At 67.4% G+C, this 23976-nt stretch carries 22 protein-coding genes; 7 read left to right on the forward strand and 15 right to left on the reverse strand.

The window, feature by feature from the left end:
• Nucleotides 1–382 precede the first annotated feature (382 nt).
• Together GF405_07580 and GF405_07585 are read left to right on the forward strand one after the other, a co-directional pair.
• Nucleotides 383–1003: a hypothetical protein gene (locus GF405_07580; GenBank protein MBD3368016.1), complete on the forward strand. Its 621-nt coding sequence runs from the start codon at nt 383–385 to the stop codon at nt 1001–1003.
• Nucleotides 1004–1187: 184 nt separating this feature from the next.
• On the forward strand, nt 1188–2840 hold the full coding sequence (locus GF405_07585; protein ID MBD3368017.1) for a hypothetical protein: 1653 nt from the start codon (nt 1188–1190) through the stop codon (nt 2838–2840).
• On the opposite strand, the gene GF405_07590 is transcribed toward GF405_07585, so the two are convergent.
• The 7 genes from GF405_07590 to GF405_07620 form a co-directional block, all read right to left on the reverse strand.
• Entirely contained in the window at nt 2837–4174 is a 1338-nt protein-coding gene (locus GF405_07590) for a hypothetical protein (GenBank protein MBD3368018.1), read from the reverse strand. The two genes, GF405_07585 and GF405_07590, sit on opposite strands and share 4 nt — an antisense overlap.
• A 4-nt stretch (nt 4175–4178) precedes the next feature.
• On the reverse strand, nt 4179–5567 hold the full coding sequence (locus tag GF405_07595) for a TldD/PmbA family protein (GenBank protein ID MBD3368019.1): 1389 nt from the start codon (nt 5565–5567) through the stop codon (nt 4179–4181).
• 74 nt (nt 5568–5641) lie between these two features.
• The gene (locus tag GF405_07600; protein ID MBD3368020.1) at nt 5642–7963 is read right to left on the reverse strand and encodes a hypothetical protein; all 2322 of its coding nucleotides are present in this window, start codon (nt 7961–7963) and stop codon (nt 5642–5644) included.
• A gap of 76 nt (nt 7964–8039) precedes the next feature.
• Nucleotides 8040–9242, reverse strand: coding sequence for an NAD(P)/FAD-dependent oxidoreductase (locus tag GF405_07605; GenBank protein MBD3368021.1), 1203 nt, complete (start codon nt 9240–9242; stop codon nt 8040–8042).
• A gap of 44 nt (nt 9243–9286) precedes the next feature.
• A complete protein-coding gene (locus tag GF405_07610) occupies nt 9287–9448 on the reverse strand; it encodes a rubredoxin (protein ID MBD3368022.1) in 162 nt (53 codons plus the stop codon).
• Between the two features lie 78 nt (nt 9449–9526).
• Nucleotides 9527–10018, reverse strand: coding sequence for a hypothetical protein (locus GF405_07615; protein MBD3368023.1), 492 nt, complete (start codon nt 10016–10018; stop codon nt 9527–9529).
• An 88-nt stretch (nt 10019–10106) separates the two neighbouring features.
• Nucleotides 10107–10559 carry a rubrerythrin gene (locus GF405_07620; protein ID MBD3368024.1) on the reverse strand — a complete coding sequence of 151 codons (453 nt, stop codon included), beginning with the start codon at nt 10557–10559 and terminating at the stop codon, nt 10107–10109.
• Nucleotides 10560–11394: 835 nt separating this feature from the next.
• Here GF405_07620 and GF405_07625 point away from each other — a divergent pair.
• The 4 genes from GF405_07625 to GF405_07640 are packed head-to-tail and all read left to right on the forward strand — an operon-like array spanning nt 11395 to nt 15721.
• Nucleotides 11395–12459, forward strand: coding sequence for an ATP-binding cassette domain-containing protein (locus GF405_07625; GenBank protein ID MBD3368025.1), 1065 nt, complete (start codon nt 11395–11397; stop codon nt 12457–12459).
• On the forward strand, nt 12456–13175 hold the full coding sequence (locus GF405_07630) for an ABC transporter permease subunit (protein ID MBD3368026.1): 720 nt from the start codon (nt 12456–12458) through the stop codon (nt 13173–13175). Before GF405_07625 ends, GF405_07630 begins: the two co-directional genes overlap by 4 nt.
• Nucleotides 13176–13178: 3 nt before the next feature.
• Nucleotides 13179–14807 carry a hypothetical protein gene (locus GF405_07635; GenBank protein ID MBD3368027.1) on the forward strand — a complete coding sequence of 543 codons (1629 nt, stop codon included), beginning with the start codon at nt 13179–13181 and terminating at the stop codon, nt 14805–14807.
• The gene (locus tag GF405_07640; protein MBD3368028.1) at nt 14804–15721 is read left to right on the forward strand and encodes a DUF4340 domain-containing protein; all 918 of its coding nucleotides are present in this window, start codon (nt 14804–14806) and stop codon (nt 15719–15721) included. Before GF405_07635 ends, GF405_07640 begins: the two co-directional genes overlap by 4 nt.
• A gap of 13 nt (nt 15722–15734) precedes the next feature.
• Here the strand turns inward: GF405_07640 and GF405_07645 are convergent, their stop codons facing one another.
• The 3 genes from GF405_07645 to GF405_07655 are packed head-to-tail and all read right to left on the reverse strand — an operon-like array spanning nt 15735 to nt 19004.
• Nucleotides 15735–17114 carry an FtsX-like permease family protein gene (locus tag GF405_07645; protein ID MBD3368029.1) on the reverse strand — a complete coding sequence of 460 codons (1380 nt, stop codon included), beginning with the start codon at nt 17112–17114 and terminating at the stop codon, nt 15735–15737.
• Entirely contained in the window at nt 17111–17803 is a 693-nt protein-coding gene (locus tag GF405_07650) for an ATP-binding cassette domain-containing protein (GenBank protein ID MBD3368030.1), read from the reverse strand. The genes GF405_07645 and GF405_07650 overlap by 4 nt, the downstream gene beginning before the upstream one ends.
• Nucleotides 17804–17852: 49 nt before the next feature.
• Nucleotides 17853–19004 (reverse strand): amidohydrolase family protein, encoded by a 1152-nt coding sequence (locus tag GF405_07655; GenBank protein ID MBD3368031.1) that lies wholly within the window; start codon nt 19002–19004, stop codon nt 17853–17855.
• A gap of 282 nt (nt 19005–19286) precedes the next feature.
• Between GF405_07655 and GF405_07660 the strand changes: the two genes are divergently transcribed.
• The gene (locus GF405_07660) at nt 19287–20009 is read left to right on the forward strand and encodes a response regulator (GenBank protein ID MBD3368032.1); all 723 of its coding nucleotides are present in this window, start codon (nt 19287–19289) and stop codon (nt 20007–20009) included.
• Between the two features lie 33 nt (nt 20010–20042).
• Here GF405_07660 and GF405_07665 read toward each other — a convergent pair whose 3' ends face one another.
• The 5 genes from GF405_07665 to GF405_07685 form a co-directional block, all read right to left on the reverse strand.
• Nucleotides 20043–20780: an NTP transferase domain-containing protein gene (locus GF405_07665; GenBank protein ID MBD3368033.1), complete on the reverse strand. Its 738-nt coding sequence runs from the start codon at nt 20778–20780 to the stop codon at nt 20043–20045.
• A gap of 95 nt (nt 20781–20875) precedes the next feature.
• Complete coding sequence (gene mnmA / locus GF405_07670; GenBank protein MBD3368034.1) at nt 20876–21922, reverse strand: tRNA 2-thiouridine(34) synthase MnmA; 1047 nt, start codon at nt 21920–21922, stop codon at nt 20876–20878.
• Between the two features lie 88 nt (nt 21923–22010).
• Nucleotides 22011–23159 (reverse strand): hypothetical protein, encoded by a 1149-nt coding sequence (locus GF405_07675; protein ID MBD3368035.1) that lies wholly within the window; start codon nt 23157–23159, stop codon nt 22011–22013.
• 30 nt (nt 23160–23189) lie between these two features.
• A complete protein-coding gene (locus GF405_07680) occupies nt 23190–23333 on the reverse strand; it encodes a hypothetical protein (protein MBD3368036.1) in 144 nt (47 codons plus the stop codon).
• A gap of 39 nt (nt 23334–23372) precedes the next feature.
• A complete protein-coding gene (locus tag GF405_07685) occupies nt 23373–23768 on the reverse strand; it encodes a hypothetical protein (protein MBD3368037.1) in 396 nt (131 codons plus the stop codon).
• Nucleotides 23769–23976 lie beyond the last annotated feature (208 nt).

Consider the following 23976-nt stretch of genomic DNA (forward strand, 5'->3'; position numbering starts at 1 on the left):
GACGAACCCGTCCCGGCCGACATCGCGGCGGGCTTCTTCTGGCAGAAGTTCACCCTGGGCGATGAGCTCATCGACGCCACCGCCTTCACGGTCGGCGTGCAGGCCAGCAAGCAGCTGCCGGCCGGCGTCGTCCTGTTCGAGCCGTACCTCGGACTCAGCATGGACATGTTCTCGATGGACGTCACGTACGACTACGAGGGGGACGAGGAGACGGAGACGATCGACCTCTCCTTCGAATCGGACACCGCCTTCAGGGCCACGGTGGGCATGTCGGTCACCGCGTCGATCGTCGGTCTGAACGCCGAGTACAGCCTGTCCGACAGAAGCAGCTTCGCTTTCGGCCTGGCGCTCGGCTTCTAGAGACGAGGGGAAGGAGAACCAGATGAAGACCACAACATGGATAGCGATCGGCTTCCTGGCCGCCTCGCTCCTCGTCGGGGCGACCGGCTGCATTCTCGACGAGAAGGTCATCGAGCTCGTGTTCAAGAACTCGACCTGCATGGACTTCGAGGAGTACCACGAGACCGAGGTCTTCACGACGCCGGAGGTCGTTGACGTCGCGGACGACATCGACGACGCCCTCGCCGACCAGAACCTGTCGCGCGATGACCTCCTCGATGCGAAGCTCATCGGCGGGACATACCAGGTCACCGACTTCCAGCATACCCACGACTGGGACATCTCCGGCACCATCACCGTCCGCAGGACCGACATCAGCGACGGCCCGGAGACGATCGTCATCTACACGTCTCAGTCGCTCGAGGACGCCATGCCGGCGCCGGTAACGGCCCAGCTGGACTCGGCGGGCGTCGCCCTCTTCAACCGGGCGCTCGACGACTATCTCAACTGGGAGGACCCGATCCTCGAGTTCTCGGTCAACAACGGGGACGTCGAGCCGAATCCGAGCGCTCAGGATCCGCTTGAGTTCGACTGGACCGCGTGCCTCAAGATGTACATCATCGTCGACGAGACCTACGAGGTCCCCGACGTGTTCGGCGGCTGATGCTCGTCCGATCGAGACCGCTTCTCAACATGAAGGCCGCCGGGGCTCCCGGCGGCCTTCGTCGTCGGCAGGCACGTCCGTGCGGCCTACGCGCGTGCGCGAAACTCCTCGTATGCCCGCCGAGTCACATCATTGGCGAACGGAGAGACCGTCAACGAGGACCCCTCGGAGCATGGAGGCCGCAGTGAACCTGAGAAGATCGCGAGTGCGCCACCCGACCGCAGCTCTCGCTGCGTCCGCGATCCTCCTGTGCGCTCTGCCCGTCCAGGAGGCGTTCGCAGACGACCTGGCCACCAGCGTGATCGCCGGGAGCCGGGGGCTGTCCCCGGGCGACACCACGGTGTTCACTGTCTGCGAGTCCATTGTGCGGCTCTTCGAGGAGCGGCCGGATGTGGCGTGGCCCGGCTACTCGCTGGCCGAACAGCCCTTCCTCGTCTACGTACCCGACTGCATGTGCCTGTTCTTCAACCCGCCGGCAGGGCACTCCGGGTTCGAAGAGCCCCCCAGGGAGTGGCCGTCTCTGAACGGGGCGTACGTCTTCCGCGACGGCAGCCTCCCCGGTCTCGTCGGACAGCTGGCGTTCGACGTGGACGTGGCCGATACCCTGGTGGTGGCCGTCGGTCTCCCGGAGCAGTTCCCTGCGGGGATCGAAGACATCGAGTTCGAGATCTTCGCGTACATCGTCCACGAGGCCTTCCACCAGTACCAGCACACGGCGTTCGAGCGGACCTCCTGGTACCGAGAGGAGCGCTACCCCATTTCGGACGCGGAGAACAGCGCGCTTGCGTGGCTCGAGATGCGCATTCTGGAAGATGCGCTCCTCGCGTCATCATCAGGCGACGAGGAGACGTGCCGGCACAGGGCAGGCCAGTTCGTGGCCGTGCGCCACCTTCGCTGGAACATCGCCTCGGAGTTCGTGCGCGGGTTCGAGAGGGGCAAGGAGCTGATGGAGGGAACGGCCAAGCACGTGGAACTCAGGGCCGTCGTCGGTGCCGCCTCGCTCGAGTATGTCTCTGAGATCGACGGCACGATGAGCCCCCTGGCGGGCGTACTTCCCCGATCGTCACTCTGCGAACTCATCGTCGATGAGCTGGTCGAGCGGAGAGGCGAGCGGTGTCTGCAGCCACAAGACGTCCCCAGGAACCGGATATACGCGGTCGGCAGCGCGCAGTGCTATCTCCTCGACCATCTGGGATGCGAGTGGAGAGAGGCCGCCGCGACGGGCGGCGACGACTTCTCCTACTCCGAGCTGCTCCAGAAGAATCTCGAGATGCCTGACCCGGCGCTCGAGCCGGCGGCGCGGGCGGCTATGGGGGAATACGGCTACGACGGACTGCTGGCCGCCGCGAAGACCGCGTGGGAGGAATACCGGAGGGGCTACTCCGACGCGCTGGCCCGCTTCGAATCGCAGGAGGGCACGCGCGTCGAGATCGTCATGCCCACAACGAACGTCTCCCGGTCGCGTCGAACGAGGGAGCGGAAGTGGCTGATGAACGCGGGCGCTTCCTGCCTGTGCGCCGGCTTCGAGGTCTACACGGCGCGCGGCGGCGGGTGGTCCTTCGAGCTCCACGACGCGGGTCTTCTTGAACTCAGCGATTGGGACGCGGGCAGCAGGAAGGTCGTCATTTACGAGCCCGGTGATCTCAAGGTATCGGTCGACGGCGAGACGTTCCAGACCCCGCCGCCCCACGAGGCGGACTACGACTCACTGAGCGTCGCAGGAACCTGCTTCAACCTGACCAGCGATGACAGCGGGCGTGTCAGCATCGCTGACGAGGTTGTGCGCGTCTGGCTCTCAGACGGCCTCAGTGACACAGGCAGAGAGACCGGACGCTAGGAGCCTGTCACGGCCACATCCTCCAGCCTGATGTAAGGCAGTACGTCGGAGAAGAGCCGCTCCCTCTCCCTTGACACGGCAGCCACCTTCGGCAGGAGATCGAACGTGTTGCCGGCGATCATCGTGCCGGTCAGAGGCTCCTCCAGCTTGCCACCGCGGATCATGCGGCCGCCCTTGACGACGCCCGAGAAATCGCCCGACACCGGGTCGGTGTTCCCCGAGAAGCGCTTGACGTAGACGCCCCGGTCGACGCCGGCCACCATGTCGTCGAACACGGTCTCCCCCGGGGCGAACACGATGTTCGTCGATGAGACGCTCGGCACCGACTGCGCGCCGCCGCCCGCGTGACCCGTGCTCGCTCGTCCCTCGCGGCGCGCCCGGTACGCGTCGTAGAGGAAGTTCCTGAGCGTGCCCTCCTCGATGATCGGGAGCGTCCTCGGAGCCTGTCCCTCCCGATCGAAGGACGCCGAGGCGAAGCCGTCCTCGAGCGAGGCGTCGTCGGTCACGGAGATCATCGGGGACGCCACGGCCTTCCCCATGCTCTCCCCGAACCTGCTCGAGCCTCTCTGCACGGACGAGGCCAGAACGGAGTACGTGATCGGATAGGCGATGATCTCGGCGGCCGCCATCGGAGAGAGAACGAGCGTGCCGGTGAAGCTCTCCCCCTTCCGTGCGCCCAGCGAGGCGACGACGTTCTCGGCGAAGGTCCCCGCCGCGCGCTCGCAGTCGATCCCGTCGACGCGTCTCGAGGCGTCGAACTGGAAGTCGAACGACGAGACGGTTTCGCCGTCCCGGGCCATTCCCATGACGAAGCAGTAGAGCCGGCTCACCGGCTCGGCCAGCCGGACGCCCTTCGAGGAGACGACGGCCCGCGCCCCCGCATAGCAGTGAAGCTGCCCTCCGTCCACCGTCACCCTCTCGTCGTATCCCCGGGCGACGTCGAGCATCGCGAGCGCGCTCTCGACGGCCCGGTCGACGCCGTACTCGGTCGCGGCCGGGTCGTAGATCCCCTCGAGGTCGTCGACAGGTACGGGGTCGGGGAGCCCGTTGTGCTCGTCGGGCGGAGCCGCGGCCGCGATGCCCATCGCCCGCTCGACGGCCGCCTCGATCTCGGCGTCCTCGAACGTGTTGACCGAGGCGAAGCCCATGCGCCGGTCCCGGAAGACGCGAATGCCCACGGCCTCCGACTCGGCCGACGAGGCGATCTGCAGATCGTTCTTCTGAAGCTCGACATCGATCGTGCGCCCCGAGGAGGCGAACGCCTCCGCCTCGTCGGCCTCGTGGCGCTTCGCGGCGGCAACGGCCGCTTCGCAGATGGTCAGAAGTCTCTCCATGCCGCTACCTCCCCCCCACGATGACGTTGCACCGGACGAACGGTCCGCCGCCGTCCACCTTCGCGGGCTGTCCCTTGCCGCAGTGCCCGCTGCCGATCGTCCAGCGGAAGTCACTGCTCAGCATGTCCACACTCTGCAGCACCTCGAAAGCGTCGCCCGAGATAGAAGCACCTCGGAGAAGGCGGCCGACCTTGCCGCGCTTGATCTCGTAGGCCTCCTGCACACCGAACATGAACTCGGCGTTGGCGTCGGCCTGCCCGCTTCCGCCGCCCTTGAGAAGCAGCCCGTCGTCGATGCTCTCCACCATCTCCTCGAACGAGCTCCCACCCGGCTCGATGTACGTGTTCCGCATCCTGATGAGCGGCGGGTCATCGAAGAGCCATGCCCGCGCGTTCCCGGTCGGCGCGACATCGAAGAGCGCCGCGGTCTCGCGGTCGTGAAGATACGACGAGAGGACTCCGTTCTCGATGACGGCCGTGCGCCCGGCGGGGACCCCCTCGTCGTCGACGAGGACCACGCCGCCGGCGTGCTCGCCCCCGATAACGGAGGGCCCGCTGTCGCAGAGCGTCACCAGCTCGCTCGCGACGCGCTCCCCGATCCGGCCCGCGGCGGCCGAGCCCGCAAGCACGAAGTCTGCCTCGACCGTGTGGCCGATCGCCTCATGCGCGAGCAGACCGACGAGCTCCGGATCGAGCACGACCTGGGTCTTCCCTCCCGGAGCGTACGGCGCGTTGAGAAGGTCGACGGCCGTTCGGCCGGTCTTGTCGGCGATCTCCTCGGCCGAGTTCGGTCCGAAGAGCTCGGGCCACCCGCCGGTCACACCGGTCCCGTGGAACGCGGTCGTCATGTCGTCGCTCGTCCCGGCGACGGCCATGGCGACGAACTCGAGCTTCGCGTCCTCGATGTGGGCGTCCGCGCCGTCCGTCGAGACGACCCACTTCTTGTCCAGAAGCTCCGTGTAGCGGCACATCGCCGAACGGATGGTCTCGGAGGCCTCCATGGTCCGCCGCTCGGTGTCGACAACGAGCGCGGTCTTCTCCTCCGCGGAGTGCGAGGCGATCTCCTCAGCGTCGCCGGTCCGGAAGTCACCGACGGCGAACTCGCAGTCCGCGAGACGGTCGACCCGCGCCTTCCTGCCTCCGGCCGACCCCTTCGCGGCGAGCGTCGCGTCCCGAACGGCGCGCTCGATGCTCTCCCGGTCGAGCCGGGCCGTGCTCGAGAACCCCCACGTTCCGTCGACGAGCACTCGCACGCCCGCGCCGCTTCCCTTGTTCGACGACGCGCTCTCCATCACGCCGTTCCTGACGGCCAGGCGGAGGGCGTTCCTGTCGTGCACACGAACCTCGGTCCAGTGCTTCGCGTTCCCAACGATCTCCCTGAGAAGCTCCCTCATGCTCACTCCCTCTTCCCGTTCGCTGTGTCGTGCGGTGTTCCGAAGATACGGCGCCGGGCGGTCCGGGACCTGTCTCAGTCGCCCTCGGGCAGCAGAACGGCCCCCGACATCGGTTCGAGCTCGACGGCGACCGAGGCCCCGGCCGGGCCCGCGATGACCGGAACGATGCTCCCTGAGAGGGCCTCGACCACGCTTCCGTGGTCCTCGACCACCGGAACCTCCACCGACACCGCGGTCGGTCCGGCGTTGAGGACGACGTAGGCGACGTCGTCGTCCAGGCTCCTGCGGTAGGCGAAGACCCTGCCGTCGCTGACGAGCGTCTCGAAGTCGCCCCTCGAAAAGAGCGGGTGCGACGTCCTGATGGCCGCCAGCCTTCTGACGTGGTCGTGGACGTCGACCCGGACGGGCTCCGTCTCCCACGTCCACCGGAACGGACGACGGCAGTCGGGGTCGCCCCCGCCCTCCATCGCGATCTCGTCGCCGTAGTAGATCGTGGGCGCGCCGACGTAGGTCATCGAGAAGAGCATCGCGAGCTTGAGCCGGTCGACGTCTCCGCCGCAGTTCGTCAGGAAGCGCGGCGTGTCGTGGCTCCCCAGCAGGTTCATCTGTGCGCGCACGCCCTCATCCGGGTAGATCAGCCGCCCGGGCGCAAGGGCGCGGTCGAACTCAGCCGCGTCCATGTCGCCGCTCGCGATGAACCCGAGCACCGGGTCCCGGAAGTAGGCGTAGTTCATGACCGCGTCGTAGTAGCGCCCGTTGACCCACTCTGGCGACGGCCCCCACAGCTCGCCCACGATGTAGGCGTCCGGGTCGACGGTCCGGACCCGTTCCCGGAAGAGCTCCCAGAACCAGAACGGTACCTCGCCGGCGACGTCGAGGCGGAACCCGTCGACGTCGGCCTCAGTAAGCCAGTAGACGGTCGCGGCGAGCAGATGCTCGACCACCGGCCAGTTGACCTGCGCGTCCGTGATGTCCTTGACGCCCTGCTCGTCGGGGTTGTCCCGGGCGAGGTCGAAGTTGAGGTTCGGCATCCAGCCGAAGCCCCACCAGCAGTCGTAGTAGTCCTTCGCGTTCGGGGGCGGGTTGACGCCCTCGCCGGGGAGCGGCCACTCCCTCCACTCGTACCAGTCCCAGTAGGGCGACTCGGGACCCCGCTCGCGCGTGTCCTGGAACGCCCAGAAGGTGTGCCCGGTGTGGTTGTATGCGAGGTCCATGATGACGCGGATGCCGCGCTCGTGAGCCGCGTCGACGAAGTCGGCGAACTCCTGGTTCGTCCCGAAATGCGGGTCGAGCCGCATGTAGCTGACGGCGTCGTACTTGTGATTGCTCTGAGACTCGAAGAGCGGATTGAAGTAGATGACCGTGACGCCGAGGTCGGCGAGGTAGTCGAGGTTCTCGCGGACGCCGGCGATGTCGCCGCCGTAGAACGAGTTCCAGTCGGGCTTCCCGTCGGTGCGGTACGGGCTCTTCGAGAGCCCCTCCACATCGTACCAGTCATCGACGAAGTGGAAGTAGACGTCGTTGGTCTTCCCGGAGGCCGGGAGGTCGGTCAGTCCCTCGTAGTACCACTCTGAGAAATCCTGGTCGTTCGACGCGTCACCGTTGGCGAAGCGTTCCGGGAAGATCTGATAGAAGATGCCGTCCTTGGCCCAGTCGGGTGTCGCGAAGACCGGGAACGCCTCCGCGTCGAAGACGAACGTACCGGCCGCTTCGCCGGTCTCGGCAAAACCGCCGGGTCCGAGCCAGAGCTCGGCGTCGCCGTCTGTCAGGGTGAACGCATAGTCGAACCGGGTGCCGGTCGCGGCCGTCCTGACCTCGGCCTCGAGGTAGTCAAAGAGCCCGTCGGAGTCGACGCGTTCCATGGGCACCGACGTGCTTCCCCGCGCTCCCTCGATGACAAGTGCCGCATCCGAGATATCGCCTGTCCAGACCCTCGTCCTGAAGGCGACCGTGCCGTCGCGGGCGACCGAGACCTCCCACGCGTGCCTGCCGTGCCCCAGCTGGAACGTCGTGATGACGCCGTCGCCCCGCTCGAGCGCCACGTCCTCGAAGCGCTCGTCGACCACGACGACCGAGTTCTGCCCGCCGTAGCCGTCTGGATGGAAGTCGTCGGCGGTCTCATCGGTGATCCAGTTCCCGTCGGCCACGAACTTGTACTGATACCGGCCGATCGGCAGGAGCAGCGTCACCTCGAAACGCCCGTCGACCTCTTCCATCGGAGTCGCGTCCGTGCTCCAGTTGTTGAACTGCCCGGCGAGGTAGACCTGTGACGGCGCACCGTCGGGCTCGTAGACGAACGGCACCTGCTTGAGGGCCCCCGCGTGCACCGGGCCGGCGGCCGTCGCAATGCCGACGAATACGAGCGCCGCGAGCGCGATGAACCGAACCTGTCGCATGGCATCCACCTTCCTCCATCAGAGACGACGCCCGGCCGAAGGGCCGGGCCGCCGTGACCTGGCGCCGCTCTCGAAGCTACGCGCCGGTCTTGAGTGCTCTCTTGAAGTCGAAGTCGTCGCGGGCGACGGCGTCCCCGAACGCGGAGACGTCCGCCCCCTCGAGGATGAGCTTATCCAGCTCCCGCACGCCCTGCCGGGAGCCGACGACGATGGCGCCGACCAGGCGGCCTCTGTCGAGCAGGACCTTCCGGTAGACGCCGTCGTCCTCGTATGCGTGGGTGGTACAGCCCTCGCAGAAGACATCGCCGGCGGAGTAGACGTCGACCTCGCTGATCTTCAGGGTATTCGAGCCAATGATGTCGCAGTCGGCGGACTCCCCTTCGATGCCGTGAGCGGCGGCCTCCGCCATGACGGTCGCCGCCGGGATGATGCCCCAGACGCGGCCGTCGAGCTCGGCCACGTCCCCGGCCGCGTAGACGTCGGGGACGTTCGTCCGCATCTTGCAGTCGACCTGGATGCCGCGGTCCCGGTCGATCCCGGTGTTCCCGACCACGTCCATCGAGGGCCGCACGCCGGTCGAGATGAGCACGATGTCGGCGGGGAGCGTCTCGCCCCCCCTGAGGCTTACCGCCTCGACGCTGTCGTCCCCGACGATCGACTCGCACATGGCCTCGGTCACCACATCGATGCCGAGCTCCCCGATCCTCTCCCTGAGCAGGGCCGCCCCCGCCTCGTCGAGCTGCCGGGGCAGGAGCCGGTCGGCCACCTCGAGCGCGACGACCTCGACACCGGAAGCCGCGAGCCCTCGCGCCGATTCGAGACCGAGCAGTCCGCCGCCGATAACGACGGCGCACCGGGCGGATCGGGCGGCCTCCCTCAAGGCGACCGCGTCGTCTGCCGTCCTGAGCGTGAAGACGCCCTCGAGATCCGTCCCTCCCATGGGCGGGACGAACGGGTCGGCGCCCGTCGCCACGAGGAGGCGGTCGTACGACTCACTGCCTCCGTCGGCCGTCACGACCTTCCGGCCGGCGGTGTCGATCGACGTCACCTCGGTCGAGAGGCGCACATCGATCCCCTGGTCCTCGTACCAGTCCGGAGGGTTGATGATGATCGACTCGATGTCGACGGCGCCGGCCACCACCTCGGGGAGCCGGGGTTTGTAGTAGTAGTGGTAGGGCTCACGGGTGAAGACGGCGATCCCGGCGTCCGGCTCGAGCATCCGGAGGCGCCGGGCCGCGGTCACGCCGGCGACGCCGTTGCCGATGATGAGGATATTCATGGGGAATGAAGGATCCGGGAGCCCCGGCGCGGGGCTCCGGGTTCCTAGTCTACAGGCTCGAACTGGTCCTTCGCCGCGCCGCAGACCGGGCAGACCCAGTCGTTCGGCAGATCGTCGAAGGACGTTCCGGCGTCAACGCCGCTCCCGGGGTCACCCTTCTCAGGGTCGTAGACGTATCCGCAGACTGTGCATCTGTACTTCTTCAACCGGCCACCTCCCGTTGCGCGAGCCGTCCCGTGCGGCCGGGGCATCCCGGCCGTCCGGCCCGGCCTTCTCCTCTTCAGCTACTTCCTGACCTCTTCGAGGCGCTTGCTGATCTCCACGACGTGCCGCTTCTCCTCCTCGACGAGCTCAGCGAGAGCTTCCTTCGCGGCGGGCTTCGTCGCAGCGTGCATCGCCTCTGTGTAGTACAGGACCGCGTCCTTCTCGACAGACAGTGCGAGTTCAAGAGCGCTCTCTGGGTCGAACTCGCGGTCGCTGTACTTCGCCATCTCCTCGATACCCTTGAAGATGCCGCCGTCGACGATCGAGCACACGTAGGCGGACACGTCCGTGTCCATCTCCGCGGGCCTCGACCCCATCCCGCCGGCTGTCTCGAGCTCCTTCGATTCAAAGAGCTTGAGGTGCCCCTTCTCGTCCTCCGCCAGCTTCTGGAAGACGGCCTTCGTCTCGTCGTCCTTCGCCTTCTTCGCCATCTTCGTGTAGAACTCGAGGCCGGCCTGCTCGATGCACATGCCGACGCGGAAGACCTCATCCTCGTTCAGGTACTCGATCATGAAGCACCTCCGTGGCGGACGGCTCCCGCCGCCCTCGATAATGGACACCGTGCCCGCTCGCGCCGGGTGCGGTGCCCGCAACGACCTCCTAGTTATCCGTAAGAACGTGCTCGTCGTACTCCCGCTCGAGCGCCAGCTTGTGCCGGGACTCCTCGTGAGCGAGGTTCGCGAAGAGCTCCTTGAGCTCGGGCTCTGTGGCGTTTGATGCAAGCATCTGGTAGAGGTTGTGCGCCTTCTCTTCCCGCTTCATCGCCACCGTCAGAACATCCTGATAGTCCATGTCCGGGGAGATCTGCACTGAGTCGGTGTAATCGGCGATCCTGAGGTCCGGGACCTCGTCGACGCGCGCCCAGCTGGCCTCGCCCGCCTGGACCTCGAGCAGTCTGCGCTTGTGGCCCTCCTCCTGCCGCGCCAGGGACAGGAGCATGTCGCGCACATTGGAGCGCTTCACCATCTCGGCGGCCACCGAATATGTGTCGACGGCCTCCTGTTCCTTCTGGATGGCGAAGTCGATGATCTCGCTGAAGCGCGTTTCCGCCATGTGAACGTGCCTCCCTGCCTGCGTCACGGGCCTTGCATGCGGTCCGTAGAGGATAGCCAAGGCCCACGGGGCCGTCAACAAGGAACCCCCGAGCGCTCGCGCGTCGGGGGTTCGTCCTGTGGCACCGGGCCGCGTCGACCCTGGGCGGGGCCGACGCCGTTTCTAGAGGGGCCTCCGGGGAGCACGGTCAGAGGCAAGAGCTGGGCTGCGGCTGACGCTTCTTGGCACTCTTTCTAGCCCACCCGGACTTGACGAACTCCCAGAGGCCCCGTGTACTCCGAACAGCAAAACGGCCGGACAGGAAGACCCGCCGGCCGTGTTCGTCGTCGATTCGTGTGTGTCGAGGAGAGGGACGTTATGCGGTCGAAGGGATATGCCAGACGACACCGGGTTCCGGCGATGCAGTCCGAGAGGATGCGGCGCGCCGTGTGTCCGGCCGTGTCGATGAGTTCCGCCCCGACTCCCGCGGCGGGTACGAGTTGCAAGGATGTTGGTGTCATGACAGTGGTGCAGGCTCCGATCCCGAGCAATCGTCGACGTCGCAACGGCGAGTCCGGATGTCGCGTTCGCTCACTGTCAACTGTTACCATACGCTCAGGCCGACGGTCAAGCGATTATGAAGTGCGGTTGTCAAGACCAGGGCCTATTGGTGAACAACCCTCAGAGCTCGTTCGCCGACCGCTCCTCTCCCCCGCATGCTGCAGACCGCCCGTCCTTGCTTGATGCGGTCCGCTCGGTCAGCTATACATAATGTGTCGCGTCGACCGTCCCGTCGCAAGTCACTGTCCCGTCACACATCGAGGAGCCGCACGTGCCGACCGCCGACGTTCCAGCCATCGACGTCCGACAGGTCTCGAAATCGTTCGGACGGACCGTCGCCGTCGACGGGGTCTCCTTCTCCGTCGGCCGCGGCGAGGTCGTCGGCTTCCTCGGTCCCAACGCCGCGGGCAAGACGACGACCATGCGGATCCTCACGTGCTTCCTGGCGCCCGACGCTGGAGGAGCGACCGTCGCGGGATGCGACGTCCTCGAAGACCCGCTGGGCGTGCGCCGGCGGACCGGCTACCTGCCTGAGAGCGCGCCGCTCTACACCGACATGACGGTGGACGAGCATCTTCACTTCGTGGCGACCGTGCGCGGGCTCCGCGGGGCCGACCGGCGCTCGCGGATCGACGACATGGTGGATCTGTGCGGGCTCACGGACGTTCTCGGCTCCCCCGTCGGTGCTCTCTCGAAGGGATACCGGCAGCGCGTCGGCCTCGCCAACACGCTGATCCACGACCCCCAGGTGCTCATCCTGGACGAACCGACGACCGGTCTCGATCCGACGCAGATCATCGAGATCCGGGAGCTGATCCGGCGGATCGGCACCGAGAGGACCGTCCTCCTCTCGACACATGTTCTTCCGGAGGTCGAGGCGACCTGCACGCGGGTGCTCATCATAAACGAGGGCAGGATCGCCGCGGAGGGCACGACCGACGAGCTCAGGGGACAGTCGTTCGAGGCGGGGATCTCCGTATCGCTGCTGGCCGGCGGAGCCGACGTCGACCGCGCGCTCGCATCGCTGCCGTCCGTCTCGGGTCTCGAGCGCCTCACCCGGGACGAGCACGGCTACGTCCGCTTCCTCCTGTCGGGCGACTCGGGAACGCGTCTGGCCGACGATGTCTTCGAGCTTGTCCGCGACCGGGGGTGGCGCCTAAGGGAGCTTTCGCACTCCAGCGTCTCGCTCGAGGACATCTTCCTCGACCTGACCTCCGCGGGCCGCGGTCCGTCACGCGGTGAGCAGCGCGCCGGGACCTCTCACAGACCGATCACGGGCGACCCGAGAGCCGGGAACGGCGAACCACCTCTCGGTGCAGACAACGGCGAACCGGCACCCGAGTGCGAGGAGGAAGCATGAGACGGACGGCGCTCGCCGTCGCGGGCAGGGACTTCCGTGGATACTTCGCCTCGCCGACGGGCTACGTGTTCATCGTCGCCTTCCTCGTTCTCTCGTCCTGGATGTTCTTCCGCGTGTTCTTTCTGCTGGGCCAGGCAAGCATGCGCCCGTTCTTCTCGCTCATGCCCTGGCTCTTCCTGCTCTTCGTCCCGGCGGCCGCCATGCGGCTCTGGGCGGAGGAGCGCCGGTCCGGAACGGACGAGGTCCTGCTGACGCTCCCTGTCCGAGAGAGCGAGGCCGTCCTCGGCAAGTTCGCCGCCTCGCTGGGCTTCCTCGTCCTGACGATCGCGCTGACCTTCCCGGTCCCGGCCATCGTCGCCCTACTGGGAAACCCGGACCCGGGACCGATCATGGGCGGCTATCTCGGTCTCGTGCTCATGGGCGCGGCCTATCTCTCGATCGCTCTCTTCGCCTCCAGCCTGACCGACAGCCAGATCGTCGCCTTCATCGTCGCGGCGTCGCTCTCGTTCGCGCTGGCCGTCGCCGGCGAGAGCTTCGTCGTCACGGCCGTGCCCCGTCCGCTCGCCCCGGTCCTTCGGCACATCGGTCTCGCGCGGCGGTTCGCGAGCATCTCCCGAGGCGTCATCGACTCACGGGACGTCGTCTACTACCTCTCGGTCATCGCGTTCTTCCTGTACGCGAACGTCCGGGTCATCGCGAACAGGAAGTGGAGGTAGACCATGTACCGGCGTCCGGGACAGCCGTTCTGGTCATCGGCGACCAGCCTCATCCTGCTCGCGGCCGTACTGGCCGTCGTGGGGCTGCTCTCCAGAGAGTGGTTCGTGCGGGCCGACCTCACCGAACGGAACGACTTCACCGTCTCGACCTCGACCAGGGAGCTCCTCCGGGGGCTCGACGACGTCGTCACGGTGACGGTCTACATGAGCGACCGGCTCCCCACACACATGACGGGCTTCCGGACACGCATCGAGGACACACTGTCCGAGTACCGGGCCTACGGCGGGGACATGATCGTCGTCCGATACGTCGACCCGTCGGGGAACCCAGAGGCCGAGGAGGAGGCGCTGTCGCACGGCATCCGGCCGGTCCAGCTCCAGGCCGTCGAGCAGGACCGGGCGGAGGTCGTCAGCACGTACATGGGACTCACGGTCTCCTACGGCGGACGCGTCGAGTCGATACCGCTCCTTCTCGTTCCCGAGCAGCTCGAGTACGAGCTCTCATCGACCATCCTGAAGATCACGGTCGACAGCCTCCCCGTCGTCGGCTTCCTCACGGGCCACGGCGCACACTCGCCGGACGGGGTCTACTCGCTTGCCGCCGAGTCGCTCGAGCGCAACTACGAGGTGCGCGAGGTCGACCTGAGAGACGGTGACGAGGCGCTCGAGGGGGTCGACGTGCTCGTCGTGGCGGGGGCGGACGACGTGCCCGACCCGGAGCTCTTCGTGCTCGACCAGTACATCATGCGCGGGGGACGTGCCCTCTTCCTGCTGAACGCCGTCGCCATCCCCCGGGATGCCGCGACCGGCACGGTCGCGACGGGCAACATCTACGATTACGTCTCCCGGTACGGCGCGGACGTGCAGCACGAGCTGGTCGTCGACCGCGTCAACGAGAACGCGGCATTCCGTTCGGGCTTCATGACGATGACCACACCCTATCCGTTCTGGCCGAAGGCGGTCGCGCCGAACATCTCGACCGAGCATCCCGTCGTGTCGGAGCTCGACGCCATCGCCTTCCCCTGGACGTCGCCGATCACCCCCTCCAGGGGGAAGACGGACTCGGTCAGATACGAGGTCCTCGCCAGATCATCGGGCCGCTCGTGGACCGCGCCGCCGACGCTCGGCCTCGACCCCCGGGCCCCGGTCGAGCCGCCGCCCGAGAAGGCGAAGGCCATCGAGGCCGGGCGGGCCGCGGGTCACGACCTGATGGTCGCACTGACCGGTCGGTTCGAGAGCGCTTTCCTGAACATGCCCGTCCTCGTCACGACGGAGAGCGGAGCTCCGCGGCCCACCTATCCCGAGGGAAGGCTCGACGGAAGCAGGCCGACGCAGATGATCGTCGTCGGGAACGCCCGGATGTTCGCCGACGACTTCTACACGCGCTCCCCCACGAGCCCTATCCTCTTCCTGAATGCCGTCGACTGGCTGACCCACGGCAGACGGCTGATCGACGTGCGGTCGAAGGCCATCGACGACCGACCCCTCCCGGAGATCTCCGAGAACGGCCGGCTGGCCTCCAGGGCACTCGGGACCTTCGCCGTCCCACTTGCGGTCGCACTGTTCGGCATCTGGAGAGCCTGGGCGCGCGGCCGGCGCACGGGACGCCCACACGGAAGGGACCCATCATGAGACGTCAACTCTTCCTGTGGCTGGCAACTCTGGCGGTTCTGCTCGGCGTCTACGCCGCCGTGAGAAACGGCCCGGCGGGACCGGGCGCGGAGCAGGCCGGCCCGCTCCTCCGCGACCTCGATCCGGCGGCCGTCGATTCGCTGTCGATCTCGTCGCCAGCCGGGACGGTCGAGCTCACACGCTCCGAAGGCCCGTGGACCGTGGAGCTCGATGACGGACGGACGGTGCGGGCCGACCCGCTGATGGTCGAGCGCGCCGTGGCGGCGCTCGGCTCGCTCTCACGGGACGCTCCCGTCTCGTTGAACCCCGAGCGGCGCGGGCTCTTCGGCCTGGGTGCGGGCTCCGCGACGGTGGTCGAGGCGGGCGGCAACGTCCTCTCGCTCGGACGCGGAGGCGCAAATGGGAACAGCGCCTACGTGAGACTCGAAGGCGATGACGCCGTCTACCCGGCTCCGCCGTCGGTGTTGGAGGCGTTCCCGACCGAGCGTGAGGCGTGGCGCGACCGCGCCGTCGTGCGCTTCAGGCGGCGCGAGGTGCGCGAGCTCATCTACAGGGGGCACGGAGAGGAGGGCCGGGTCGTCGCGATCCGTTCCACTCCGGACGGGTGGTTCCTGACGCGTCCCGAGCGACGGGAGGCCCACCAGCGCCCGCCTGACATCATCCTGCTGTCGATCGCTCAGGCGCGCGCTGTGGAGTTCCTGGAACCGGGCGACGCCGACGGTCTCCCAACGAGCTACGAACTGGTCCTCGTCCTCTCGGACGGCTCGGAGCGTCACATCGAGGTTCTGGATGCCGGTGAGGACAACATTCTGCGCGTCGCCGGTCGCGGGGTGTTTCGGGTGGACCGGGAGCGCTTCGACCTGATCGAGAGCACCATTCTCTCGCTTCTCGAGGAACCGCCGGACCGGGGCTGACGCCCGGCGCAGCTCAGTCGTGCCGAAGGGCCCGGACGGGGTCGACGCGGGCCGCGCGGGCCGCGGGATAGAGCCCGGCGAGGAGACTGACGACCACGGCGAAGCCGACCGCGCCTGCCGCGAGCCACAGCGGGATGTGGAAGAAGTCGACGGCCTCGACGCCCTGCGGCCTCAGCCAGTAGTTGGCTACGGAGTTCGCGATCCGGGTCACGCCCCAGCCCAGGATGTTCCCGAAGACACCCCCCAGCACGCCGATGACGCCGGCCTCGATGAAGAAGATGGCGCGGATCTGCCCCTCGTTCCCGCCGAGGGCCTTCATGATGCCGATCTCCCTCGTACGCTCCAGGATCGACGTGACCATCGTGTTGATGATCCCGAGGGCCGCGATGACGAGCGCGACCGTCCCGACCGCCCCGAGGAGCGCGTCGACGACGATGAACTGCTCCCGGAATTCCTCGAGCTGGTCCGAGAACGTGAAGACGCCCAGTCCCATGTCCTCGACGGCCGCTCGCACGGTCGACATGTCCTCGATGCCGGCGACGCGGACGTGGATCGACGGGTAGCCGCCCTCGCTTCCCAGCTTGCCGAGAAGGTCCCAGACGCTCGAGAACCCGAGGTGCGGCACCGACTCCGCCGTCTCGATGGCGAGATTGACGCCGCCCGAGAGGCTGAGCCCGCCCAGGCCCTCCGACTTGGCCATGATCCCGCCGATCGGGAACGAGCGGGCCTCGTCCCTGAAAGCGCCGCTCGGGTTCGTGAGCGAGAGCGCGCCGGGCTCCAGCACCGAGGTCACGATCTCCATCCTCCGGCCGAGGAGTGAATCGGCATCGACGGCCGCAAGGCCGATGACCTCCTCCCGCGTCGAGGACGCCCGTTCCTCGGCGACGCGGAAGCCCAGGTCGGCCAGAACGCTCTGCGTCACAACCAGAATGCTGTCGTCGTCGGAGGAGAAGAACCTCCCGTACGGGACGTCGTCGAATGGCGGGTACGCTCCGAGGCCGACCGGAAGCCCGGCCAGCTGCGCGCGTGTCTCCCGGTCGCCCATCCTCAGGATGACGGGGAAGCGGATCTCGGGATAGGCCATGACGACACCGGGCAGGTTCCTCAGGGAGTCGAGCACGGCGGCGTCCAGCACGGCGGCATCGGCCATCCGCGAGAGGTCTCCTCCGACGGCCTCCTCCAGATCGAGTTCGACCGGCAGGACCTGGAGCGTCGTGAAGAGCTGGTTCTTCCTGAACGTCTCGGTCACGTTCCGCTGAACGCCGCTTCCGAACGAGACCATGGAGACGAGGACACCGATGCCGATGACGACACCGAGCGTCGTCAGGAACGTCCGGAGCTTCGTCCTCCTGAGATTGTCGACGGCGATGAGAGCGAGGTCGCCGAACGTCATGCGGCCACCTCCCCCCGGTCCACGAAGCACCCGTCGAGCAGGGTCAGGATGCGGTCGGACACCTGACGCGCCCCGGCCTCGTCGTGGGACACCATCACGATCGTGACACCGTTCTCCCTGTTGAGTCGGCCGAGGAGCTCGACGATCTCGGCCGCCGTTCTGCTGTCGAGATTGCCCGTCGGCTCATCGGCGAGCACGACGTCGGGGCGATTGGCGATGGCCCGCGCTATGGCGACCCTCTGTGCCTCGCCGCCGGAGAGCTCGGAGGGCAGATGACCGACCCGTGCCGCGAGACCGACCGTCTCGAGAAGCTCCCGCGCGCGGTCGGCACGCCGGGCCCTCGGGCAACCCCCGAACGCCAGCGCCAAGGTCACGTTGGCGAGCGCGGTTCTCGAGGGAATCAGATTGAACGACTGGAAGATCATACCGACGGTCTCCCGCCGGTGGTGCGCCAGCTCGCTCCGCGACATGGCCGACAGGTCCCGGCCCCCGACCTCGATCCGTCCGCCGGTCGGGCTGTCGAGCCCGCCCAGCAGGTTCAGGAGCGTCGACTTGCCCGAGCCGGAGCGGCCGACGACAGTGAGGAACTCACCCTCGTCGACCTCGAAGGAGAGGCCGCGCAGAACGTCGATCTCAACGCGGCCCTTCCGGTATGTCTTCCGAAGATCGACCGTTCGGAGAATGCTCATCCTGCTCCCGTGTGAGCGTCGGCTGCCGTGCGTTGCCGGAGACGCGTGATCAGCTCTCATCCGTGAAGACGAGCTCGCCCTCGGCGAAGACCGCGACCGGGTACGCCGTGAGGTCGAAAGGGTCGCCGTTCCAGCAGACGAACGAGGCCCACTTCCCCTTCTCGAGCGTTCCGAGAATCCTCGAGACGCCGAGAACGGCCGCGTTCCGTCGCGTCACGACCTCCACGGCCTCCTGTCTCGACAGTCCGAGACGGATGAACCAGCGCGTCTGGTGGTGCAGCTGCCGGGACGGCATGACCGGGTGGTCGGTCATCAGTCCGTACTCGACGCCCGACTCTACAAGGTAGCGGACGTTGCGCCACGATTCGTGTTTGAGTTCCACCTTGTACGCGAACGAGTCCACGGGGCCGAACACGACGGGGATCTTCCGCTTCCGAAGTTCGTCGTAGATCTCGGGCTGGTGAACATCGCCGGCGTGCTCGACCGTGACCTTCAGTCCGTACTCGTCCACGAGACGCACGAGGAGCGCGATGTCGTCGATCTTGTGGACGTGGACGCGCAGTCGTTCCTTCCCCGCGAGGATCGTCCGCAGAAGTTCCTCCTCGGCGGAGAAGGTCATCTCCTTGCGCTTCTTCGCGGGCATCTTCTCGTACTTCTGGACCTTCCGGCGGACCTCCTCGAGCTTGGCCCGGAGGATCGCTGCGGCTCCCATGCGCGTCGAGGGACGCTTGCCCTTCCAGCTCACGGTCGACATCGGGTTGTAGCCCAGGGCCGCCTTGATGCCGGACCGCGTGACGAGCGCGTCCGACGTGTTCTTCGCGTGGTGGCGGATGACCGCCGAACGACCCGCGATGATGTTCCCGCTTCCGGGGACGACACACGAGTAGAGCACACCCATCTCGATGGAATCCCGGAACGCCTGGTCGTCCATCTGGATCGAGTCGAGGGCGTCCGGCAGGACCATCAGGGAGTCCATCTGCTCGTTCCCCTCGGACTCGGCTGCCGGCTCCCCCGCCCGGAACATGCCGATGTGGCTGTGAGGGTCGATGAAGGCCGGCGTCACAACCTCGTAGCTTCCGAGCGCGTCGGTGCGCTTCCTTCCCGACACGGTCGTGATCGTTGTGCCGTCGAACCCGACGTACGCGTCCTCGATGACGCGCTTGCCGGTGTAGATCGTCTTCGCGTGTACGCTCCTGGCCATCCGCTTCCTCCGTTCCTCGACTGCCGTTCCACCGTCATCGTCCCGGCGAGTCTACCGGAACTGCGCGGCCGGGTCCACAGCGGGACTCGAACCCACGATACTGAAAAACCGCTCATGGCGGCCGCCCGCCGCCCGCCCGCATCGAAAACGCCCACTCCGTCGGCGTTTCTGAGGGGTTCTCAGGAGCAACTGGACGGCACGCTCCTTGCATGAAACAAAGAGCGTAGGCCCGGCCGGGCACGAGCAGCGGCGGGCGGGACACTCCCCGGCGGAGGAACGTGCATGTCACATCCCAGGCGCATTCTGGTTGCAGAGCGCGACAACGACACCCGAGAGAAGCTGGCGGCCGCGCTCCGCGCCGCCGGCTACGCGACATCCGAGGCATCCACCGGCCGCGAGGCGCTGGAGCACATCCAGCTCGAGCGACCGGAGCTCGCGCTCGTCGGCCTGTGTCTACAGGACATCGGCGGCCGGGACCTCGCCCGCATCTTCGAGACGAACGGCGACAAGATACCTGTCAGGACACTCGTACTGGCCGGACCGGGCGTCGCTCCGGAGGACGTCGCGGCCGCGGGCGGCGCCCCCGAGAAGCCCGTTCTGCGGTGGACTCACGTCGATCAGGTGGTGACCCGCATCAACAGCCTCTTCGACCTCTCGGACGCCGACGACCCCGAACGCTTCTGCGACAAGCTCATGTGCGGGGACGTGAGCATCGACCCGACGACGCACAGCGTCAGCATCGACGGCCGGACCGTCGAGTTGACGGACCGGGAGTTCCGCTTCCTGCACATCCTCGCTGTGAACCGGGAGAGAGCGTGCACGAGAGATGAGCTCAAGGAGCTCGTGTGGGGCGACAGCTCAGGTGTCATCGGGAGAACGGTCGACGTGCTCGTCAGCCGGCTCAGGTCGAAGCTCGCCGAGATCTGTCCGGAGGAACTCGTGTCGACGGTCCGCGGGATCGGCTACAGATTCACCCCCGCCGCGGACGAACAGAAGTCGCTCTGACCGGCAGCGCCGGGCGCCCGCGCGGCAGCCTGCTCAGGGACCGATGACATCGTCCAGACCCTCGACCTCCCCGCCGGCCGCCTCGAGATCCTCGGGTGTGCCGATGTCACGCCAATAGGATCGAATGTCGAGCGCGCGGACACTCAGTCCGTCCTCGATCATCATGCGGAAGGCGTCGGGTAGTTCATACTCTCCCCGCTCCGACGGTTCCAGCCGTCGCGTGTAGTCGAAGAGCACCGGCCCAGCGATGAGAATGCCCGCGTTCACGAGGTTCGACGGAGCGGTGCCGGGGGCAGGCTTCTCGACGATGCTCCTGATGTGGTCTCCCTCCAGCTCGACCACACCGAACCTGTGCGGGTCGTCCACGTGCCTGACCGCCAGCAGCAGGTCGGTCGGTTCGGATCGGAACGACTCGGCCATGGCGCGGTACGCGGCGGCCTTCGTCAGGATGTCGCCGAAGGTCAGGAAGAAGGGGGCGTCCTCGACGAAGTCGCGCGCGGGCTCGGCCGCGCGGCCGGTCCCGTCCTGGACCTGCTGAACGAAGTACGCGAGCCGAAGACCGATGCCCGTCCCGTCCCCGAAGTACTCGCGGATCTTCTCGCCCATGTAGCCGACAATGATCGCGGCCTCCTCGACGCCCGCGTCCCGCAGGGCGGTGAGGATGTGCCACAGGACCGGCCTCCCGGACACCTCGACCATCGGCTTCGGGATGGAATCGGTGATCTCGCGCATGCGGGTGCCCTTGCCCGCTGCCAGAACGACGGCCTTCACGAGCGTCTCCTCGTCTCGAGTCGTGTTGACCTGCCTGTGGCGGATTCTAGCACGGTGGCGCACGGGGCTCAACGCGTCGCGGCGTGGGCGCGTCGTCAGAGATCGGCACGGCCGCGTTCGATGGTGCCGGCGCCCAGCACCTCATCGCCACGGTAGAACACGACCGCCTGCCCCGGGGCGACGGCCCGTGCCGGAGCGGCGAACCGAACAACGGCACGGTGTCCCTCGACCTCGACCGACGCTCCGAGCCTCGGCGACGCCGACCGGATGCGGACGTCGCAGTCGAACCGCGCGCCCGGGGGCCCGCGTCGAATCCAGGCGACGCCGGACGCGGTGAGCCCGGGACAGGCCAGTTCCTCCTCGTCCCCGACCACGAGCGTGTTCCTCTCCGCGTCGATCCCCAGAACATAGGTCGGATGCGGCCTGGACAATCCGAGTCCGGTGCGCTGTCCTACGGTGTAGAGACCGAGCCCCGAGTGCTCGCCGAGCACCGTGCCGCCGGCGTCCTCGATCGCGCCGGGGACAAGGGCCTCCGGCGCGTGCCGCTCGAGGAACGAGCGCATGTCGCCGTCGGGAAGGAAGCAGATGTCCCTGCTCTCCGCCCCGACGACGCCGCTCAAGCCCGCATCACGGACGCGCCTCACGGCGTCCCGCTTGAGAACTGGGCCGAGCGGAAGCAGGCACGTGGTGAAGGTCCCGGAGGTCACGGACGCGATGAAGTACGACTGGTCGCGGGTGTCGTCGACGGCCTCGAAGAGCCGCGGCGAGCCGTCGGACGCCGGCGCGAGCCGGGCGTAGTGCCCGGTGGCGAGCGCGTCCGCGCCGCTCTCGAGCGCCGCCGCGTGGAGGGCGCCGAACTTTATGGTCCTGTTGCAGAGAACGCACGGGTTGGGTGTCCGTCCCGCGGCGTAGGCACGCGCGAACGGTACGACGACGTGTTCCTCGAAGGCGTTCGACAGGTCGACGACCTGGTGCGGGATCCCGAGCGCCGACGCGGCCCTGCTTCCCCGATCCGCCACGTCGCGGGCCGCCGGCCCGGAGGTGAGCATCGTGAGACCCTGGACGTCGTGCCCCCGTTCGAGAAGGAGCAGTGCGGCCGCCGTGCTGTCGACCCCACCGCTCATCGCGACGGCGATCGTCACGAGCCTACTCCCGGTTCAGAAGACGACGCCCCGGCCGCTCGGCGTCCGAACGTCCGGGGCGGATGCATGCTCTCGTGCGCGTGTCGCGCTAGAAGCGGTACCCCACGGTGGCGTGGAGCCCGCTGTTCGTGATCTGCCCGCTCTCACCGTCGATCTCGAACGACTCGTACGTGTAGCCTGCGTCGACGTAGTACTCGTTGAAAGCGTACGTCCCGCCGAGGCCGAACGCGCTCTCCGGTACGGCCGCATCCTGGATGTCCCCGGTCATCTGAAGCGAGTAGCCGGCGCGCAGCGTGATCTTCTCGGTGGCGTCGAACTCGCCGCCGAGCGCCACGGTCAGGATCGGATCGTCGAAGCTCGGGCTCCCGAGAACGGCCGTCGCGTCGGGGTCGAGCTCCACATCGGCCTGATGCCATCCCTCGCGGATGACGGAGGCGTGGAGCGCCAGCCGGTCGGTCGGCAGGACGCTGACCCCGCCGGTCGCGATCGGCGCGGTCGTGAAGGTGCCGGTCTCACCATCGAGCCCCAGACCCGTTCCCTCGACATCGATCTCCGAGGAGAACCTGTAGCCGGCGCCGATGCTGACGCGGTCGCTGGGAGCGAAGATGAACCCGACCGCGTAGCACGACCCAAGGCCGTCGATCTCCCACGAGTCGGTGAGATCGGACCCGACGACCTCTCTCCCCGTCTCGTTGATGGTCGCGACGCCCGCGGAGAGGCCGATGATCCCCTGTCCCCGGCTTCCGATCCTCGACGTCAGGACGGCCTCGAACGTCCTGAAGCTCCCGGTGAACTCGCCTGAGTACGACTCGAGAGGCCGCTCTCCCGTCTCGACGGCTCCGGAGAGATCGAGACTGCGGTACGACGGTGTCGCGTAGGCGAAGCCGAACGACCAGCTGTCCGAGGTCTTGACGGCCGCGGCCTGCGAAAAGAGCAGCCCGTCGTCGGTTGCGTCGAGCGACTCGTCGCCCTGGGGCAGATAGTCACGCGTCTTGATGTTCACGCGCATCGAGGCGAAGCCCTCCGCGCCCTCGACCATCCCGGCCGCCGCGGGATTCCGGAAGACCGCCGACAGATCGGCGGTCGCGGCCCCTGCGCCGCAGAGCGCCGCCTCCCTGGCGTTCATGAAATGGGATCCGGTCCTGGGAACATCCCCGATCCGGATCTCGGTCTCGTCTGCGGATGCGCCTGTCGTCGCGCACAAGACGACGACCGCGAGGACTATGAGCTGCCGCATTCCTGCTCCTTCCGGCCCCGGTCAGCGGGCTCAGGGATCTCGGAAGAGCGCCTTGATGCCTCCCCAGCTCCTTTGCTCGACCGGGCTGTCGGTGTAGAAGAACTCGACATAGTCGACCTTGTTCAAACCTCCCGAGACGTTCTCGACGATGAACAGATAGGTCCCGGGGTTCACGCAGAAGTAGCTGCCGCCGGCAGCGATCGAGAACGGACCTCAGCCGAAGCCGTACCCGTCGTCGAAGACGAACGGGCTGTCGATCTCCTGGCCGGGGGTTGGTGCATCGATCATCCGTACCCGGAAGTCGACCGTCTCACCGTAGGCGGACTGATACCCCATCGATGATCGGTAGCAGCCTTCCTGGGTGAACGTGACCTTCAGCTTGATCCATTCCCCGGGCAGGTCGAGACCGAAAACGGCCTGAAACTGACTTGCGCCCGAGCAGTACTCGGTGGCGATTTCGTATCCACCGAGGTCGTTCGCGCCGTACGGCTCGAACTCTTCGCACTCGACCAGCAGGTCGTCCGCGCCCGCGGCGCTCGCGACCCAGAGGCCGAGCAGTGCAACGAGAAGACCAAGGCTTCTCGCGGCGGGGCTTGTGATGCTTCTCACGATCGGCTCCCAGCTCGATGATGCAGAGTGCTCGTATCCATGTATTTCGATGCAGTCTCTGAGCGCCGGTCGCGCCCGGACTCGACCCGCCGCCCGCCTCATCCTGTGGCGCCGGTGCCGGACACCCGCCATCCTACCCCAGGAGGGGCCCCGACGCAACGGTCCGCCCGTACGGCGCGCGGCGGCTGGCCGGTGCGTCTCCATCGTG

Source organism: Candidatus Effluviviaceae Genus V sp. (assembly GCA_014728125.1).
Classification (GTDB): domain Bacteria; phylum Joyebacterota; class Joyebacteria; order Joyebacterales; family Joyebacteraceae; genus WJMD01.